This window comes from Lactiplantibacillus herbarum (assembly GCF_001039045.1).
Classification (GTDB): Bacteria; Bacillota; Bacilli; order Lactobacillales; family Lactobacillaceae; genus Lactiplantibacillus; species Lactiplantibacillus herbarum.
This window is the reverse complement of record NZ_LFEE01000022.1, coordinates 1-17131: the sequence shown is the minus strand read 5'-3', so window position 1 is coordinate 17131 and position 17131 is coordinate 1. Positions and strand designations below refer to the sequence as shown.

Here is a 17131-nt window from a genome sequence, read left to right as displayed (position 1 = left end):
TTCACATGTTATTGTATAAATAAAAAGCAGTGTAGGTGAAATGTTATGATGAAAGATATAGCAGCTATTGAAAGAAGAGTTTCTGAACTAAAAGGCTTAGACCACATGGATAGGTATATTATTTTAAGTACGATAATTTATGTTGTAGAAGGAATAGTGTTTACAAACACTCTGACGCATTTAAAAAATATTTTTAAGGGTATCAATGTCAGTATACTAGATGTTTGTATAGCCTTTGTTGTGATAATAGCTGTAACTATAATATGTTTAAAAAAGTTTAAGGGTAAAGTCATTGATAATACTGAAGATATCATTGACGCGTTCTGCGATTTCCTAAAAAAGGAACATATTTATTCTAGGCCTTTATTAATCAAATATAGTTTGGTAGAGAAAAACAAGATAAAAAAAGCAATCCGCCAAAGTAACGCAATACTTTCAATGATGGGGAGTATAACAGCTATATTAGCCACTGCTGTGTCTGCTTCGATACTGAGCAAATATCAAGATACACACTACTGGTCCAATTTCATCATGATTGGAATATTAATTTGGGTATTCATGATTTCGACAGCACCCAATGTTGTAGCAATTTGGGAGCACTTCTTCATGTTAGATTCTCGTAGACCAAATGAAACGTTTATACTACTAAATGAAGTAGAAACGAGATTCATTAAGGAAGAAAGTCTTCATAATGTAACGAAAAATATCCCTAGTCACCATCCTCGAAAGGGATATTAATCGTAGGACTAATGACTGGAATTAAGTGTATCAAAACTAGATAAACAAAATATTTGAATCATGGGTGAGAAGATGACAAGAGATAATCAGCTTGTTGAGAAACAAGCTGCTATGCAAAGAGAACTACTCGATACTACTACACGAGTCGCCGTGAGGTGGTTAATGATTGTATTAGCAGTAATAGGCCCGGCCGGATATATGTGTATAGTGCTTAAAAATTTTAATCATGTGTGGTGGGCAGTGCTTTTACTAATTTCTGATGCAATGATTTTAACGTTTATTTATCAGAAACTATATAAAGTGGAGATTAACCAAGATGCTGATATTCGAGCCTTTTGTAAATTTCTGGCGGAAAAGAAGTTATATTCAGAAAAAATAATTGATACGATACTCTCTAATGAAAATAAACAGATAGAAAAAGAATTGAGACAACGTAATTTAGCAATAGGCATTATTAGTGGTTCAGTTACTGTTTTTGTTTCAATTAGTGGTAGTGCAATCTTAGCACGAGTTCGAGATACACAACATTTAGGGTATGAAATAGCAACGTTCGCAATTTTCTTGATATTAATAATTCTAATTGTTGTATTGCTCAAACCATTTTTAGATAAGATTCTAATGACTAATTATGCCATCAAGGAAGCAACTGTTGAATTATTAGAAGAAGCAAAACTAGAGGTTCTTAAGAAAAAATATTAATTAAGTTGTTTTAGTAGTAACTGAGACCAAATCGAGACTAAACTAGTTAAATAACAGGTTATCAAGCTAAGAATGCAGCCTGAAATATAGACTAAATAAAACTTTCACATAAAGCGAGCGTAACGGGGTCTAGACCTTGAAATCGCTCACTTTTTTTGCTATCATACTATACGTATGTTTAAACATAAATCGATATTAAATTAAGAAAGAAGGAGTCACACATGTCAGGACATTCAAAATGGCATAACATTCAAGGACGTAAGAACGCCCAAGATTCTAAACGTGGGAAGATCTTCCAAAAGATCTCTCGTGAACTTTATATGGCTGTTAAAGCCGGAGGTCCTGATCCAGATTCTAACGCAAACTTGCGCTTGATCATGGATAAGGCCAAAGCTGCCAACATGCCTAAAGATAATATTAAACGGGCGGTTGATAAAGGTAGTGGCTCCGGTGCGGAAAACTACGAAGAAGTCACTTACGAGGGTTACGCTCCTGGTGGTGTTCCAGTTCTAGTTCACGCATTAACTGACAACAAGAACCGGACTGCTGCTGCAGTTCGTTCAGCATTCACTCATCATGGTGGCGCCTTAGCTGCTACTGGTGCGGTTAGCTACATGTTCGATCGTAAAGGTTACATCGTCATCACTCGTGAAGGTTTAGACACGGATGAAGACACGATGTTAATGGATGTTTTAGATGCTGGTGGCGATGATTTACAAGCTAGCGACGACGCATTTGAAATCTATACCGACGACAAGCAGTTAGCTCAAGTACGTGATGCTTTACAAGCTGCTGGTTACACGTTGGACACAGCTGAATTAACGATGATTCCATCTAATTTGACTGATGTTCCAGACGATAAAGTTGAAAAGTTCCAACACATGATCGATGAATTAGAAGATAACGACGACGTATCAGAAGTATTCGAAGCCGCTAAATTCCCAGATGAAGATTAATTAGTGTGAGCGGGGTGACGCAATAGCGTTATCCCGCTTTTTTTGGACGGATTCATTAAAATATTAGTAAAACGGGTGCGTTGTGCGAGCTGGTTTGCTAAAATTAAGGCAGTTGAGTACTGAAAGGACGAAAAATAATGAATAAAGTAACCGTATTAGGTAGTTTAAATGTTGATACAATCCTCCGATTCAAACGCTTTCCTAAACCCGGTGAAACTTTACCGCTAACTGGTAAAAGTGTCGCTGGTGGTGGTAAGGGTGCTAACCAAGCCATTTCAGCAGCACGCGCCGGAGCCCAAACGACTTTCATTGGTAAAGTCGGCACGGACCAAGAGGGCGACTTTATGCTTCGCCAGTTGACGGATAGTGGCGTTGACGACCAGTATGTTCAACACAGTGATACTGCCAATACTGGGGCAGCGTTCATCTTGCTTGATAGTAGTAGTGAAAACCGTATTTTAATCGACGGTGGGACTAACCAGCAAGTGACTCCTGAAGATGTCGAACAGGCACAGACTGCCATTGCTGCGAGCGACTTTTTGATTGCCCAGTTTGAAACGCCCGTTGCAGCTACGGTACGTGGTTTTGAATTAGCTCACGCTGCCCAACGGCAAACCATCTTGAATCCCGCACCAGCAACTAAGACGGTGCCAGCTGAATTATTAGCTTTGACGGATTTGATTGTCCCTAACGAAACGGAAACTGAAACGTTGACTGGCATTCACATTACTGATGAGTACTCGATGATCAAGGGTGCCCAGAAGTTACAATCATTAGGCGTTGCCAACGTGATCATCACGGTTGGTAGCAAGGGTGCTTTCTGGATGCGTGGTACGGAACACGGTTTTGTTCCTGCTTACAAAGTGCACGCTGTCGACACGACGGCTGCTGGTGACACCTTTATTGGTGCACTAAGTTCAGTTTTAAAAACCGATTTAAGTAACTTGGATGCGGCCGTTCGGTTTGCTAACCGGGCATCATCATTAGCCGTACAGAAGTTAGGTGCACAACCATCGATTCCAACTCGTGAAGAGATTGACGAAGCTGGCCGGGCTTAATTATAAGTAAATAAATTTTTTTGAGTGTTGACGTTATTTGACGTCAGCACTTTTTTTGTAGATTTTTGATGGAATTAGCCGTCAGTTGCGCAACTAATTGATGAAAGGGCGTGAGGACTGGTTATGGCAATAGAAGCTCAGTTGGATCAGATCATGCAAGCCGCCGTCACTCAACGGGCCAGCGACGTTTACTGGTTACCGACTAGTGACGGTTATCAGATCTTGTTGCAAGCGGCGGGTAAGTTGCAGTCATTATTGCAGGTTAGTACGGAGACGGCCCATCAGTTGATCAATCACATTAAATATCGAAGTAATATGGCTATCAGCGATCACCGCCGGCCACAACTAGGGGCGATGACGTTGGTGGTTGAACAACAGACGCTTAACTTACGCATTTCAGCGGTGGGTGATTTTTTGGACCGTGAGTCTTTAGTGGTGCGACTGCTGTATGAGGGGCAGGGGGCCTCTTTACATTATTTAGTGGCAGAGCAACGCCATCAGCTCAGTCGGTTGATGCACCACACGGGCTTAATCCTATTTTCGGGACCAATGGGAGCTGGAAAAACGTCAACGATGTATGACCTAGTGCGCGAAGTTGGCGAGCAACGGTTAGTAATGACGATTGAAGACCCCGTTGAAATCTATGAACCACAGTTTTTACAACTACAGGTAAATCCACCTGCTCATATGGCCTATACGGATCTATTGAAAGTCGGTTTGCGGCACCATCCAGATATCTTCATTATTGGCGAGATTCGGGATGCTGAAACGGCGCAAATAGCGGTACAGGCCGCATTGAGTGGTCACTTAGTTCTGAGTACGATTCACGCGCGGGGCGTCTACGGCATAGCCCCCCGTTTAGCGCAATTAGGTGTTGAACCAGAAGTATTGCAACAAGCTTTAACGGCGATGTCCTATCAGCGGTTAGTGCCGTTAACGGATGGTAGTCTGGCAACGATCTTTGACGTAGTGACGATGCCGAACGAGTTAACCACGGCACCCACGCAGATGATGACGAGAAAGTGGGGACAACTCATTGATGAACAGTTGGCAGCGGGCCGCCTCGATAATGAAACGGCCCATCAGCTTAAGGAAGCGTAAGCGCCTGACGACCATTGTTCAGGCTACCTTGTTTGAAACGCTAGCGGACTTATTGAATAACGGTTTTTCATTACGACAAGCAATGCAATTTGTCGTGGATGTTCAGGGTCCCACTTATCAGCGGCTGCGGCCAGTTTTGGCTCGGCTAGCCGCCGGTGATAGTTTGGCAACGGCTTTACAACCGTACATCATGATCGACTTATACTATCAATTAATGATCGCCGAAATGCACGGTGAACTAATGACGACGCTGACGCAGGCCGGGCAATTGATGCGGACTAAAGCCAATCAGGCGCGCCAGGTCAAACGATTGTTACAGTATCCGTGTTTGTTACTGGTTCTGTTACTGGGAACGCTGATTTTAGTTAAGACGGCGGTGCTACCGAACTTTAGTGCAATTACGGCGGTACCCGCTCAATCTCAAGTTTGGAAATTACTATTGGCGGGAGCTGGCATGGTGGTAGGTCTCGGTATAGCTGCAGCGCTGATTCAGTTGAAACGGTTGCCGATTCGTCTGCGTTATCAGTGGTTAGCACGATTGCCGCTGGTGGGACCGTTGATCAAAAATTATTGTGGTTACTACCTGAGTTTGAACGCAGGCATGTTACTAGCGGGTGGGTTAGGAATTCGCGCAATCTGTGAGATCAGTCGGCAGTTCAAATCGCAATCATTGCTGCAACAACAAGGCGTGGCGGTGGAGCAAGCCTTATTATCTGGGCAGAGTCTGACGACCATTATCAGATCAGAACGATTGTTGCCGGATGAACTAGCTTTGTTAGTGAGTAAGGAAAGTCCCGCCGAGCAGATGAGTCGGGAGTTACTCTACTTTGCGACCATTCAATATGAGCGGCTGATTCGACAATTGAATCGGATTATCAGTTGGATTCAGCCATTAATGTTCATCTTAATTGCAGCGGTGGTCGTTGGCACGTATATGAATCTGTTGTTGCCTATGTATAATTCGATGGGGGAGATTTTAAAATGACGTTATTAATGAAACGGTTATTGAAGAAAACGACGGCGCCACGTAAAGGATTTACATTAATAGAAATGGTTGTGGTTCTAGCAATCATCGCATTACTGATGCTAATCGTTATTCCCAATCTAAATACGCAACGCAACAATGCTTCTAAGCGGCAGGCCGAGGCATTAACGGAAGTCGTCCAAAACCAGGCGGAGATGTACGCCAATGATACCGGTTCGGCAATCACTGAGGGCGCGGAAATGTTGAAGACACTAAAGGATCATGACTACATTAATCAAGGGCAGTATGATCAAGCCGTTCGCCAGCACATCAACCCAGTCCGGCCAAATAATCAGGGAACCGGTGGTGCTAGTTAGACGCGCCGGTTTTACACTCATCGAAACAGTCACGGTATTGGCGATCACCGCGAGCTTATTATTGATTACCGTGCACCGATTCCCAACGCGACAACGTCAGCGTAATGACGAGATTGCTTTTTGGCAACAGTTGCAGACGTTGTGGCAACGCCAAACTTTGACCGCTAGTGTTACTGGTCAGCCCCAAGTCGTCAGTTTTCGGGGAACGGAAGTCGTGACTTGGGCTGGTAAACGAGGCCAACCAGCGCCTTCACAGCAGTGGCACTTACGATTACCTAAAACATTAGTCACGCAACGCGGACGAGATGTGCAAATTCAGAAAAATGGTCATCCAGAATTGGCCGTAATTATTTTCAAATCACAGTTACAGCCTAAGCAACCAATTAAAATGAACGTGTTGATGGGGTGGGGGGCGTATCGGATTGATAATCCTAAAAAAGCAAGCGGGTTTTATGATGGTTGAAACCATCGTTGCTTTGGGTCTATTGATGGGTGGCTTGTTGAGCTTTGAGAGTCTAGAGCTTATGATGCAGCGACGTGAACAACAAACCTTGCGAACCATTCAGCAGGTTCGTGAGCAGTATGAACAACGTCAATTACCTACTTTAATGGTACCAACGCATGCGTAAACGTCGTGGCTTTACCCTAATTGAGGTAGTCCTTGCACTGGGAATCGTCATGTTTGTCAGTGCAACCCTGTACCAAGGCCAACGGAATCTGTTGCGACGGCCACAAGTTGACCTGCCGACCGTTGATTGGTATTTAATGCTGCACGAATTAGAGAATCCAGACCACCATTTTGCGGTTAACCGGATTTCGCAGAATGGTGGTCTGGAACCTGGTCGGAGTTTACGGTTAATTAATACGGAGACGAAGAAGCAGTACCAACTGGAGTTTGAAAACCACCGCATTTATTTACACCACTTAGGGGGTGGTGATATTTATTTCATGACGGGAGTCCGGCAGTTTCATATTGAACCGAATCTAATGCTGACGATGACCACGTTACGGGGAGCTAGGTTTCATGCGCGGTTACTATTACCAGATCTTAGGGAGCAGACCAATGAGAAAACGCCGAGGGACCATCCTACTGTCAGTCACTAGTCTATTGTTGATCGGTGGGGCGTTTGAAAGCCAGCGCTACGCCAATTTTCAGGAACGGCAAGCTTTATACCACTTGATCTTGCAGTCGTATCAGCATCCCTATCAGCATCCCTATCAGCAGAAGCCTAATTAAGTAACGGTAAGATAACTGTGTGACTTAAGCTCACCACTTGAACTTGATTCGTAAAATCGGTAGTATGGACAGAGATTACAGATTTTACAAGGGGTGAGCATTCTGGCACAAGCAGAAACTGAGACACTTTTTCAAGTCTTAGACCAATCGGTTACAATCTTAATGCAACAATTATCCGTCTCTTACATCGACGCGTTGATTGAAACGGGCGATAATTTATTGAGCCAATCCGTTCATGTTGAAAATGGCAAACCAAGTCAACAACAAGCGGATGAGTTACAGGCACTTTATCAGACGATTGAATTACAACAATTCGATGCCGAAACGATCCGGCGTGCGGTTCAATTAGCATTGTTAAAAGCGATCCATAATGACCGGGTCGATCCTAACCATCAGATGACACCAGATTCTATTGGCCTACTAACGGCGTATTTGATTGCCAAATTAGTCGGGGCCAAGTCTGATCTGAGTATCTTAGATATGGCAGTAGGGACCGGGAACCTTCTAACGACGGTGATCAATCAGTTACAACCTGATCGTCAGAACGTTATTCACGGTTACGGTGTCGACAATGATGATAACCAACTAGCCATTGCAGCAATGAGTATGGAATTACAGCACTCAGCCGTGGAATTATTCCACCAAGATGCGTTAGATCCATTAGTGATGCCAAAAACGACCGTTGTCATTGGCGATCTTCCCGTGGGTTACTACCCATTAGATGAACGGGTGCAACATTTTCAGACTAAGGCCACTAATGGTCATTCATACGTACACCATTTAATGATTGAACAGGCGATGTCACAACTCGTACCTGGTGGCTGGGGTGTCTTCTTAGTCCCAACTAATATCTTCCAATCACAAGAGTCACAGGGACTAGTTCAATGGATGGGCTCATCAGCCTACTTACAAGGCCTATTGAACTTACCTAAGAATCTCTTTTTGGATGAAAAGTCACGAAAATCAATCGTTGTTTTGCAGAAACGTGGTGCCAACGCAAAGCAAGCGGGAAAAGTCCTTCTAGGAGACTTCCCATCATTTGAAGATCAACGGGCCTTTCAAGCCTTCACTGCGCAAATTGACGCGTGGGTCGGCCAAAATATTAATCGCTAGGAGTGTGTCGTGTGGGTAAGACCATCGCCATTAACGCCGGTAGCTCGACGTTAAAGTTTAAGTTGTTTGAAATGCCAGAAGAACGGGTGATTGCCCGGGGCGCTGTGGAACGAATCGGATTGGCTAGTTCACCGATCAATATTCGTTACGGACTTGATCACAAGTACCGTGAGACGGAGGTGGTGGCTGATCATTTAGCCGCTGTTAACATTATCTTGGATGAGTTGATCAAATTGCAGATCATTAGCTCCTATGATGAAATCACTGGTGTGGGTCATCGCGTTGTTGCTGGTGGCGAATTGTTTCATGATTCGGTCCTAATTACTGATGACGTGTTGCAACAGATCAGTGACCTTTCAGAATACGCACCGTTGCATAATCCAGCCAACGTGGTGGGTATCCAAGCTGTTAAAAGAGTGCTACCAAACGTACCAGCAGTCGCAGTTTTTGATACGGCGTTTCACGCGACAATGCCAGCCGTTAATTACCTGTATTCGCTGCCGTACGAGTATTATGAACAGTACGGCGCCCGCAAGTTTGGTGCCCACGGAACGAGTCACCGTTACGTGGCAGCCCGGGCAGCCAAATTATTAGGCCGGCCACTGGATGAGCTGAAATTAATTACGTTGCATTTAGGTGCGGGTAGTTCGATCACAGCCATCAAGAATGGAAAAAGCATTGATACTTCCATGGGCTTTACGCCGCTAGCGGGGATCACCATGGCGACGCGTTCTGGTGATGTTGATCCGTCATTACTCGTGTATCTAATGAAAAAATTGCACATTAGTGATCCGGATGAGATGTTGACGATCCTGAACACTAAGTCAGGGCTACTCGGCATTGCTGGTTCAGCGGATATGCAGGAACTAGAAGCCCGTTGTGATCAAGATGAGATGGCCCAACTAGCCATTGATATTTTTGTGAACCGGATTATTAAGTACGTTGGATCGTATATAGCCGAACTACAAGGCGCGGACGCAATCGTAATTACGGCCGGTATCGGTGAGCGTGATGCGAAAATGCGGCAACGGATTGCGGATTACTTAGCTGTCTTTGGGGTTAAAATCGATCCCCATAAGAATCAGGTTAGCGGTGTTGAGCGTGACTTGAGCGCTGACGACGCAACGATTCGGACGATTTTAATTCCAACGGATGAAGAGTTAATGATTGCGCGTGATGTTGAGCGTATCGGAGCACTTCAGGACTAGTATTAGAAAAGCAGTAAATGAATCGATTATTAGTAATCATGTGGGAGTCTGAGCAGTTGTTCAGGCTCTTTTTGATTGTTTAAAGTGAAAGTTATTCATGAAGTTGTGCGTTCAGCTCACTTTATTCACGTTAGATTAATTATTAACTAATGGTTAATGGTGTACATATGAATACCGGTATCGCTAGATAAGTGCCTACTGACCTGCGCAGGAGAACGAGTTAGTAACGTTATTTTGGTCTAGTCCAAAACTGAGAATTTAGACTTAAATGGCTTTTGAATCCCGTGTTGGCGCCCGCTATAATAACTGTAAGGGGAGTGCTGAACATAATGACGAAAGAAAATTCACAGTCCGGCGAGCAGCTTTCGCGGGGACTAAAGAGCCGCCACGTACAATTAATTGCCATTGGCGGTACGATTGGGACCGGCCTATTCTTAGGTGCTGGTCAATCCATCCACTTAGCGGGTCCATCTATTCTAATTGCTTACTTAGTGACCGGTTTGGTCTGTTTTTTGCTGATGCGAGCGTTGGGCGAACTATTATTGTCCGATCTACACACGCATTCATATATTGATTTCATCAAGCGGTACTTGGGTGATAAGACGGGCTTTGTTGCCGGTTGGACTTACTGGGTCTGCTGGATCACGATCGCGATGGCTGAAATTACTGCGGCCGGCGAATATATGCAGTTCTGGTGGCCTAAGTTACCGCAATGGTTGCCGGGTGTCGTGATTTTAATTCTGTTACTTGCTTTGAACTCGATCAACGTGTCAGCGTTTGGGGAAACTGAATTTTGGTTTGCGATTATTAAGATTGCGGCCATTGTGGCATTGATTGCAGTTGGGGTTGTAATGGTCGTTTTTAGTGTTAAGACGCCGGTCGGTCACGCTGGGTTAGGAAACCTCGTTAATTACGGTGGTTTCATGCCTCACGGAATCAAAGGCTTAGTCTTATCATTTCAAATGGTTCTATTCAGTTTTATCGGGATTGAAATGGTTGGGATGACCGCCTCTGAGACGGCTGACCCTAAGAAAGTGATTCCTAAAGCCATCAATGATATCCCACTGCGAATTATCTTATTTTACGTGGGTTCATTGTTTTTCTTAATGTGTATGTATCCATGGCAATATTTCTCAGCGGCGCACAGTCCGTTTGTCCAAGTCTTTACGAACCTGGGTATTCGTTCAGCAGCAGCCATTATTAACTTCGTCGTATTGACGGCTGCTGCTTCCAGCTGTAACAGTGCGTTATTCAGTACTGGCCGGATGTTATTTTCACTGACCTATGGTGGTAAAGGTAAATTTTCTAAGAAAATGGGCAAGCTGTCACCACGGCAGGTGCCTAAGAATGCGTTGTGGTTCTCAACTTTAGTTATTGGACTATCGGTAATCCTCAATCTGCTGATGCCAGGCAAGGTCTTCTCACTGATTGCGAGTGTTTCGACGACCTGCTTCATCTTCATCTGGGGTGCGATCGTGTTAGCACATATCAAATATCGTCGCCAAGCGGGGAGCCAGCAGCAAGTGAAGTTCCGGATGCCACTGTATCCCTTCTCAGATTATCTGATTTTAATCTTCTTGGGATTTATCGCGGTAGTTCTGTGCTTGAAGACCGAAACGCTGATTGCATTGGCTGTTTCAGCCGTCTGGATAATCGTGTTGTACGTGATCAAGGTCACTAGTGACCGGGTCCGAGAAAGCAACAGTATCAAATAAATTAGTGGAGTTTGGGCAGTGTGCCTGAGCTCCTTTTTTGTCGGTAAGGGCGGGGATGTTAGTGGCATAAGCGCCATTAGGGTAGGGGCAGGATTAGGATAGGAAACTTGAAATTAACACTCAAAGTAAAAACTGTTCCGGTGCCTTTTAGGGCGTGGCGCGGTACAATAATAACTGACTAGTTTAGTTCTATCATATGTAATAAGCGGATTTTAAATATATCAATAATCGAGGCATAGACCATGCAATATTTTACTTCTGATACACATTTCTACCACGAGGAGCTTCTGGGCGACAGCGATTTTGCGCCACGGCCGTTTGTGGATGTCGAAACGATGAATCAAGCGATTATCGATCACTGGAATGCTCGAGTTACCGACCAGGATACGGTCTACCACTTAGGTGACGTTGCCTTGTACTTCACGCGTCCAGCTAAGTTATCTTATGAACGCGTGCTAGCGGTACTCGTGCAATTGCAGGGTAAGATTATCTTCATTAAGGGTAACCATGACTCGCGGGCCTTCTTCAAATACTTAGAAGCGCACGATCCTCAACTGAATGGGCAACCTAAGTTTGAATTTCACGACGTCGGGGTGCTGATCAAGTATAATCATCGTCAATACTATATGACGCACTACCCGATGATGATGGGCATCGTCAAACAAATTATTAACTTGCACGGTCACATTCACCATTACGCAGTTAACGTTAAGGAGAATATCAATGTTGGGGTCGATACGCCGGAAGTCGACTATATCGACCACTCCGTTCCATTCGGGGCACCGTTCTCGCTGGATGAGATTGAGCAAATGGTCACTGGTAAGGCAATCGATTTTGCTAAACGAGGTTGAGGAGTGCTTGACCGGCTCTGAAGAATGCTTTAGGATTAAAAAAGATTAACATTATTTGCGTTTGAAATGATGTTACGACAGGTCACTGGGAATGACGTTACTTCCTAACGACTACAAGGATAAGAAAGGTGGTGGCGATGTGAATCGTGATCATATTGATGAGCTTGCCGAACAACAGGCGGAACGCCGCCGAAGTTTATACCACGGGTTACGGACGGACAAAGATCATTTTGAAGTCAACAAGCACCCGTTTGAAATAATTTATGATTATCATGAGGCTTTCGACCTCGATAAATTTACGGAACGGTTCAGTTCCATTCTAAGTAAGTACGACTATATTGTTGGTGACTGGGGATTCGAACAGTTACGACTAAAGGGTTTCTTTCGCGATGATATGAAGGACGTGCAGCGTTCACAGACAATCGGTACCGTTCAAGATTACTTGTACGAGTACTGTAACTTTGGCTGTGCGTACTTTATTGTCAAAAATGAACGGGTAATTAAACCCAAGCGCCCAAGTCGTCCGCGTAAGGATGAACATCGTGGCAACAAGAAGACGACAAATGGAACGGGTACTCAGCAGTCACGTTCTCGTAGTAGCCGGAGCAGCAGTCGGAGTAAACAACAACGACGCAAGACGAAGCCATTTACGACCAAGCAGAAAGCAGCACCATTTAAAGAAGAACGGCAAAAACCAGCTAAGGTTAGTGCGGGCAGTTCACAATCAGCACATACAACGAAACAAACGAGTGGTAAGCGGCATTTTACGATTCGTCAAAAGTAGGCACAGAGAGAGGTATTTGGATTGGGTAAGTATAAGTGTTATTTAATTGATTTAGACGGGACGGTTTACCGTGGTCGTGAACGGATTCCAGCAGCTAAACGGTTTATCGAACGGTTGCAAGCAACGAACACTGATTTTCTATTAGTTACGAATAATACGACTAAATCACCGGAAGACGTTGCGGCTAATTTAGCGGACAATCATGATATTCATGTTAGTCCAGCGAATGTCTATACAGCGGCGTTAGCCACGGCTGATTACGTTAATGATCTGGCTGGTGACGGCGAGAAGACCATGTATGTCATTGGTGAACTGGGTCTAAAAGGTGCCATGCTAGAAAAAGGCTTCAAGTTTGATGAACAAACACCACGATTTGTGATCGTTGGTTTAGACTATGATGCGACTTATCATAAGTTTGAATTAGCAACGCTAGCAATTAAGCGCGGTGCTAAGTTTATCGGGACTAACGCGGATACCAATCTACCTAATGAACGTGGCTTAGTGCCGGGTGCTGGTTCCGTTATCGCCATGGTTGAACGTGCAACTCAGCAACGGGCCACGTACGTTGGTAAACCAGAGACCATCATTATGCAAAAAGCGGTCGACCACATCGGCCTAGATAAGCACGACTGTGTCATGGTCGGCGATAACTATATGACTGACATTTCTGCGGCCATTAATTTTGATATCGACTCATTACTAGTTTATACCGGCGTCTCAACACCAGAACTAGTTGCGGCACAGACGGTTAAACCAACTAACGAGGTTAATTCCTTAGATGAGTGGGACTTAGATAATGGTGTGGCTAAATCGAATTAAAAACTGGATCCAGTGGCTCGGACTATACTTGTGGCTAATCAGTGGGACTATTATCCTGACGATTAACGCGAGTTGGTTGTACATGGTCAATGCGATGGGTCAAAAATTGGGGCCGAGTGTCAATTTGACGCTGGGACAATTGATGACGGATTACTATCAGATGTTGGCCTACCTGAACTTCCCGTGGGTCCCGAAACTAGTTATGACTGACTTTACAGATTCGACTAGTGCGTTGATCCATTTTGCGGACGTGAAGAATCTGTTTATGCTCGATTATGCCGTCTTTATTGTGACTAGTGTGATCGTCTACTTTTTTTGGCGGCGATTACAACGAGATCACCAACTTTGGCGGCTAGTTTTGCCCATGCAGACCGCGTTATGGGTGCCGCCAATCGTGGCACTTATGATGGCCGTTAATTTTGATCAATTCTTTATCTTCTTCCATGAAGTTCTCTTTCGTAATGCGGACTGGCTATTCGATCCATTGTTAGATCGGATTATCTTAGTCTTACCAGATACCTTTTTCTTACAATGTTTTGTCTTAGCGTTTGTCATTATCGAATGGGCCTTTGCCTACCTACTGAGTGTGGGTAAGCAAGCTTTAAACGAATTAGACTAAAAAAGCACGTCTGCCATAGTGGTAGACGTGCTTTTTGCGATTAATCTTGTTCTTCAGCAGGGTGACTAAACCGTGCTTTGACCGCTGAGAAGACGGCTGGAATTAGTGAAACTAAGATAATCCCGATAACGACAACTGAGAAGTGTTCCTTAACAAATGCAATGTTACCGAAGTAGTAACCGCCGCCACAACAGAGCGCAACCCATAGGATACAACCGATAACGTTGTAACGGATGAATTGTTGGTACTTCATCCGGGAGCTAGCGGCAACGAATGGGACGAAGGTACGGATGATTGGCATGAAGCGCGCAATCGTTACGGTGATACCACCGTGTTTTTCGAAGAATTTTTCGGACTTAGCTAACTGTTTCTTATTGATCAGCTTGCCAAACCAGGACGTTTCAGTCAAACGTTCACCTAGTGAGTGGCCGATATAGAAGTTCAGTGAATCTCCGGCTAAAGCGGCAATCAGGAATAGGATAACAAAACTCCAGATGTGTAGGCCGTAAGTCGGGTTGGCCGCGAGTGCACAGGCGGCGAACAGTAATGAGTCCCCAGGTAGGAACGGTAGAATCACCGCACCAGTTTCAACAAAGATGATGGCGAAGAGGATTAAGTACGTCCAGATGCCAAAACTATTCACAATTGTGATTAGGTGTTGATCAATATGCAACACGAAATCAATTAAAAAGCTCATATTTACCTCCAAGTAAGACGAAATTAGTCTCATCTAGGTTAACAGAAATTTATTGAAAATACTACGGTTGACGCTGAATCGCAAGGATTTCCTTACAAATAACTGGCTTTTAGGTGCATTCTCTTGTATCATCGAGATATTCTATGAAGAAAACGGGTGATTCTTGTGGCATATCCACAATTAGATTTAAGTCAAGTTGAAGGACCAAAAGCAACGATCAAGACTAACTTTGGTGACATCAAGGTTCAGTTATTTCCAGAACAAGCACCTAAGAGTGTTGAAAATTTTGTCGGTTTAGCTAAAAAAGGCTATTATGACGGCATTATTTTTCACCGGGTTATTCCTGAATTCATGATTCAAGGTGGCGATCCTACCGGTACTGGTATGGGCGGCGAAAGTTTATGGGGCAAGGCTTTTGAAGATGAATTCTCACAAGAAGTCTTCAACATGCGCGGTGCCTTATCAATGGCCAATGCTGGTCCCAACACTAATGGTAGTCAATTCTTCATCGTTCAAAAACCACAATTAGATGCTGGTATGGCTGATCAAATGAAACAAGCCGGTTACCCAGAAGAAGTTGTTACTGCTTACGGTAACGGTGGGACACCTTGGTTAGATTTCCATCACACGGTTTTCGGTGCGGTAAGTGACGGTATGGATATCGTTGACGCAATCGCAACGACTGCAACTGGTGCACAGGACAAGCCAGTTAAAGATGTTGTTATCGAAACTGGCACAATTGAGGACTAATAATCAGCGTGAAATAGCAAGCAGTGAGGGAATGAGCTTAGCCTAAGTCGAGTAATGATTACAATTTTGTAATTGTTACTGGTCCGCAGTTAAGCGAAAGTTCTGCCTACTGGTGCACGTTTCGACGATTAACGTCGGAAATAGTAAGAGGAGCATGACAAAAGTCATCGCTCCTCTTTGTTTTTATCAAGGCGTTTTGAAATCTCTCCCTTTCAGGTTATAATACTAAGGACTAATAACCACTACAATGATATAAAAGATTCTATATAGTAAGAAAGGATGATTATAGTGAGTGACTATCGAATTGGCATGCAGGTTCATGGGCGTGTCACCGGAATTCAGCCATACGGAGCTTTTGTGACGTTAGATGCTGAACACCAAGGACTCATTCATATTTCGGAGTGCCATGAAGGGTACGTTAAGAGCATTACGGAATATTTAGAAGTCGGACAAGTTGTTGATGTGGTCATCTTAGATATTGATGAATACACAGGGAAGATTAGTTTGTCGCTGCGGTGTGTCGAACATCAACCCCAGCACGCAGCAGCTGATTTAGAAATCTATAAGACGTTTCAACATAAGCACTTTTGCACTAACCGGCACGTTCACGCGGGTTTTACACCCATTGCCAATAATTTAGATAGCTGGGTGGCAGATTCAATACGACGATTGAAAGTGGGGGAGGACTAATGCAAAAACAAGTTGCGGGTACAATTATGCTGAATGACCAGCAGGGAACCCATTTCTTAGTAGGACAAACGACAACGGGATATTACTTTCATCAGATTCCAGTTGCCGAGGGACATTCACCATTGGGATCCGTGTTAGCTGAATTACGACAGCCGATGGGGATTGATGTGGATCAATTGCGATTATATGATTCGATCATGGCGCAGATTGATGATGCCAAGGTTGCGGTATTTGTTTTTGATCACTTGCAGATTAACGAAGAAGTTCGTGAACGGTTTGCACAGTATGGGTTAACATTCATTCCGGCTAGCCAGTTACACGGTCTATTTGAGAGTGTTAAGGTTGATGCGACCGCTGGATTTGCAGATTTATCAAAATAAATGGAAATAAGGCTTGACCTGCATACTAATTCTTGATAATATATATCTTGTCGCTGCGGGAGTGCTAGAGATAGCGGAGCGCAAACGACGGATGTCACAAATCAATAAATTGTTGTTATTGAATAAATATTCATAATGATAAAAAAGATGTTGACAGGATAATGAGTTAAGTGATAAGATGTTTCTTGTCGCATTAACAAGTTATCAGTTAACCGGTTGATGTGATTGAACCACATAATAACGTTTCAAAGCATTTGCATAGTTATTCAATTAGTTAAATAAAGTTGTTGACATTGTAAAAGCGAGATGTTAATATGAAATAGTTGTGTTGAGCTAATCGACATCAACGAATTAGATCTTTGAAAACTGAACAAA

At 43.9% G+C, this 17131-nt stretch carries 22 protein-coding genes; 21 read left to right on the top strand and 1 reads right to left on the bottom strand.

Features of this window, described 5'->3' with window-relative positions:
* The first annotated feature begins 45 nt into the window (after positions 1-45).
* The 18 genes from ACG95_RS08230 (at position 46) to ACG95_RS08150 (ending at position 14239) form a co-directional block, all read left to right on the top strand.
* Positions 46-738: a hypothetical protein gene (locus tag ACG95_RS08230; RefSeq protein WP_048000076.1), complete on the top strand. Its 693-nt coding sequence runs from the start codon at positions 46-48 to the stop codon at positions 736-738.
* A gap of 72 nt (positions 739-810) precedes the next feature.
* Positions 811-1437 (top strand): hypothetical protein, encoded by a 627-nt coding sequence (locus tag ACG95_RS08225; RefSeq protein ID WP_048000075.1) that lies wholly within the window; start codon positions 811-813, stop codon positions 1435-1437.
* Between the two features lie 221 nt (positions 1438-1658).
* Complete coding sequence (locus ACG95_RS08220; protein ID WP_048000074.1) at positions 1659-2393, top strand: YebC/PmpR family DNA-binding transcriptional regulator; 735 nt, start codon at positions 1659-1661, stop codon at positions 2391-2393.
* Positions 2394-2530: 137 nt separating this feature from the next.
* Positions 2531-3451 (top strand): ribokinase, encoded by a 921-nt coding sequence (gene rbsK, locus ACG95_RS08215; RefSeq protein ID WP_048000073.1) that lies wholly within the window; start codon positions 2531-2533, stop codon positions 3449-3451.
* A gap of 123 nt (positions 3452-3574) precedes the next feature.
* Entirely contained in the window at positions 3575-4552 is a 978-nt protein-coding gene (comGA, locus tag ACG95_RS08210) for a competence type IV pilus ATPase ComGA (RefSeq protein ID WP_048000072.1), read from the top strand.
* Positions 4521-5537 carry a type II secretion system F family protein gene (locus tag ACG95_RS08205; RefSeq protein ID WP_048000071.1) on the top strand — a complete coding sequence of 339 codons (1017 nt, stop codon included), beginning with the start codon at positions 4521-4523 and terminating at the stop codon, positions 5535-5537. The genes comGA and ACG95_RS08205 overlap by 32 nt, the downstream gene beginning before the upstream one ends.
* A complete protein-coding gene (gene comGC, locus ACG95_RS08200) occupies positions 5534-5893 on the top strand; it encodes a competence type IV pilus major pilin ComGC (RefSeq protein ID WP_053072745.1) in 360 nt (119 codons plus the stop codon). The genes ACG95_RS08205 and comGC overlap by 4 nt, the downstream gene beginning before the upstream one ends.
* The gene (locus ACG95_RS08195; RefSeq protein ID WP_048000070.1) at positions 5883-6356 is read left to right on the top strand and encodes a type II secretion system protein; all 474 of its coding nucleotides are present in this window, start codon (positions 5883-5885) and stop codon (positions 6354-6356) included. The genes comGC and ACG95_RS08195 overlap by 11 nt, the downstream gene beginning before the upstream one ends.
* Complete coding sequence (locus ACG95_RS08190) at positions 6346-6522, top strand: histidine kinase (protein ID WP_237756478.1); 177 nt, start codon at positions 6346-6348, stop codon at positions 6520-6522. The genes ACG95_RS08195 and ACG95_RS08190 overlap by 11 nt, the downstream gene beginning before the upstream one ends.
* Positions 6515-6997, top strand: coding sequence for a prepilin-type N-terminal cleavage/methylation domain-containing protein (locus ACG95_RS08185; RefSeq protein ID WP_048000069.1), 483 nt, complete (start codon positions 6515-6517; stop codon positions 6995-6997). Before ACG95_RS08190 ends, ACG95_RS08185 begins: the two co-directional genes overlap by 8 nt.
* On the top strand, positions 6957-7130 hold the full coding sequence (locus ACG95_RS14605) for a hypothetical protein (RefSeq protein ID WP_173425515.1): 174 nt from the start codon (positions 6957-6959) through the stop codon (positions 7128-7130). Before ACG95_RS08185 ends, ACG95_RS14605 begins: the two co-directional genes overlap by 41 nt.
* A 102-nt stretch (positions 7131-7232) precedes the next feature.
* Positions 7233-8243: a class I SAM-dependent methyltransferase gene (locus ACG95_RS08180; protein ID WP_082137343.1), complete on the top strand. Its 1011-nt coding sequence runs from the start codon at positions 7233-7235 to the stop codon at positions 8241-8243.
* Between the two features lie 11 nt (positions 8244-8254).
* The gene (locus ACG95_RS08175) at positions 8255-9451 is read left to right on the top strand and encodes an acetate/propionate family kinase (protein WP_048000068.1); all 1197 of its coding nucleotides are present in this window, start codon (positions 8255-8257) and stop codon (positions 9449-9451) included.
* Positions 9452-9780: 329 nt separating this feature from the next.
* Positions 9781-11166, top strand: a complete 1386-nt coding sequence (locus ACG95_RS08170) for an amino acid permease (RefSeq protein ID WP_048000067.1) — start codon at positions 9781-9783, stop codon at positions 11164-11166.
* Positions 11167-11408: 242 nt separating this feature from the next.
* Positions 11409-12017 (top strand): metallophosphoesterase, encoded by a 609-nt coding sequence (locus tag ACG95_RS08165; RefSeq protein ID WP_048000066.1) that lies wholly within the window; start codon positions 11409-11411, stop codon positions 12015-12017.
* A gap of 91 nt (positions 12018-12108) precedes the next feature.
* Positions 12109-12801: a YutD family protein gene (locus tag ACG95_RS08160; RefSeq protein WP_237756477.1), complete on the top strand. Its 693-nt coding sequence runs from the start codon at positions 12109-12111 to the stop codon at positions 12799-12801.
* A 21-nt stretch (positions 12802-12822) separates the two neighbouring features.
* A complete protein-coding gene (locus ACG95_RS08155) occupies positions 12823-13620 on the top strand; it encodes a TIGR01457 family HAD-type hydrolase (protein ID WP_048000065.1) in 798 nt (265 codons plus the stop codon).
* On the top strand, positions 13598-14239 hold the full coding sequence (locus ACG95_RS08150) for a TIGR01906 family membrane protein (RefSeq protein WP_048000064.1): 642 nt from the start codon (positions 13598-13600) through the stop codon (positions 14237-14239). Before ACG95_RS08155 ends, ACG95_RS08150 begins: the two co-directional genes overlap by 23 nt.
* Before the next feature lie 40 nt (positions 14240-14279).
* Here the strand turns inward: ACG95_RS08150 and ACG95_RS08145 are convergent, their stop codons facing one another.
* A complete protein-coding gene (locus ACG95_RS08145; protein ID WP_048000063.1) occupies positions 14280-14936 on the bottom strand; it encodes a VTT domain-containing protein in 657 nt (218 codons plus the stop codon).
* Between the two features lie 165 nt (positions 14937-15101).
* Between ACG95_RS08145 and ACG95_RS08140 the strand changes: the two genes are divergently transcribed.
* The 3 genes from ACG95_RS08140 (at position 15102) to ACG95_RS08130 (ending at position 16756) form a co-directional block, all read left to right on the top strand.
* On the top strand, positions 15102-15686 hold the full coding sequence (locus ACG95_RS08140; RefSeq protein ID WP_048000165.1) for a peptidylprolyl isomerase: 585 nt from the start codon (positions 15102-15104) through the stop codon (positions 15684-15686).
* Between the two features lie 282 nt (positions 15687-15968).
* Positions 15969-16376, top strand: a complete 408-nt coding sequence (locus ACG95_RS08135; RefSeq protein WP_082137342.1) for a CvfD/Ygs/GSP13 family RNA-binding post-transcriptional regulator — start codon at positions 15969-15971, stop codon at positions 16374-16376.
* Positions 16376-16756 carry a hypothetical protein gene (locus ACG95_RS08130; RefSeq protein WP_048000061.1) on the top strand — a complete coding sequence of 127 codons (381 nt, stop codon included), beginning with the start codon at positions 16376-16378 and terminating at the stop codon, positions 16754-16756. The genes ACG95_RS08135 and ACG95_RS08130 overlap by 1 nt, the downstream gene beginning before the upstream one ends.
* Positions 16757-17131: the final 375 nt, after the last annotated feature.

What these genes read in the sequence shown, in the direction of transcription:
- ACG95_RS14605 (WP_173425515.1), top strand. Translation starts at nt 6,957, where the DNA reads ATGAGAAAACGCCGAGGGACCATCCTACTGTCAGTCACTAGTCTATTG.
- ACG95_RS08145 (WP_048000063.1), bottom strand. Translation starts at nt 14,936, where the DNA reads ATGAGCTTTTTAATTGATTTCGTGTTGCATATTGATCAACACCTAATC.
- ACG95_RS08225 (WP_048000075.1), top strand. Translation starts at nt 811, where the DNA reads ATGACAAGAGATAATCAGCTTGTTGAGAAACAAGCTGCTATGCAAAGA.
- ACG95_RS08205 (WP_048000071.1), top strand. Translation starts at nt 4,521, where the DNA reads ATGAAACGGCCCATCAGCTTAAGGAAGCGTAAGCGCCTGACGACCATT.
- ACG95_RS08165 (WP_048000066.1), top strand. Translation starts at nt 11,409, where the DNA reads ATGCAATATTTTACTTCTGATACACATTTCTACCACGAGGAGCTTCTG.
- ACG95_RS08230 (WP_048000076.1), top strand. Translation starts at nt 46, where the DNA reads ATGATGAAAGATATAGCAGCTATTGAAAGAAGAGTTTCTGAACTAAAA.
- rbsK (WP_048000073.1), top strand. Translation starts at nt 2,531, where the DNA reads ATGAATAAAGTAACCGTATTAGGTAGTTTAAATGTTGATACAATCCTC.
- comGC (WP_053072745.1), top strand. Translation starts at nt 5,534, where the DNA reads ATGACGTTATTAATGAAACGGTTATTGAAGAAAACGACGGCGCCACGT.
- ACG95_RS08170 (WP_048000067.1), top strand. Translation starts at nt 9,781, where the DNA reads ATGACGAAAGAAAATTCACAGTCCGGCGAGCAGCTTTCGCGGGGACTA.
- ACG95_RS08160 (WP_237756477.1), top strand. Translation starts at nt 12,109, where the DNA reads ATGACGTTACTTCCTAACGACTACAAGGATAAGAAAGGTGGTGGCGAT.
- ACG95_RS08220 (WP_048000074.1), top strand. Translation starts at nt 1,659, where the DNA reads ATGTCAGGACATTCAAAATGGCATAACATTCAAGGACGTAAGAACGCC.
- ACG95_RS08130 (WP_048000061.1), top strand. Translation starts at nt 16,376, where the DNA reads ATGCAAAAACAAGTTGCGGGTACAATTATGCTGAATGACCAGCAGGGA.
- ACG95_RS08150 (WP_048000064.1), top strand. Translation starts at nt 13,598, where the DNA reads ATGGTGTGGCTAAATCGAATTAAAAACTGGATCCAGTGGCTCGGACTA.
- ACG95_RS08190 (WP_237756478.1), top strand. Translation starts at nt 6,346, where the DNA reads ATGATGGTTGAAACCATCGTTGCTTTGGGTCTATTGATGGGTGGCTTG.
- comGA (WP_048000072.1), top strand. Translation starts at nt 3,575, where the DNA reads ATGGCAATAGAAGCTCAGTTGGATCAGATCATGCAAGCCGCCGTCACT.
- ACG95_RS08185 (WP_048000069.1), top strand. Translation starts at nt 6,515, where the DNA reads ATGCGTAAACGTCGTGGCTTTACCCTAATTGAGGTAGTCCTTGCACTG.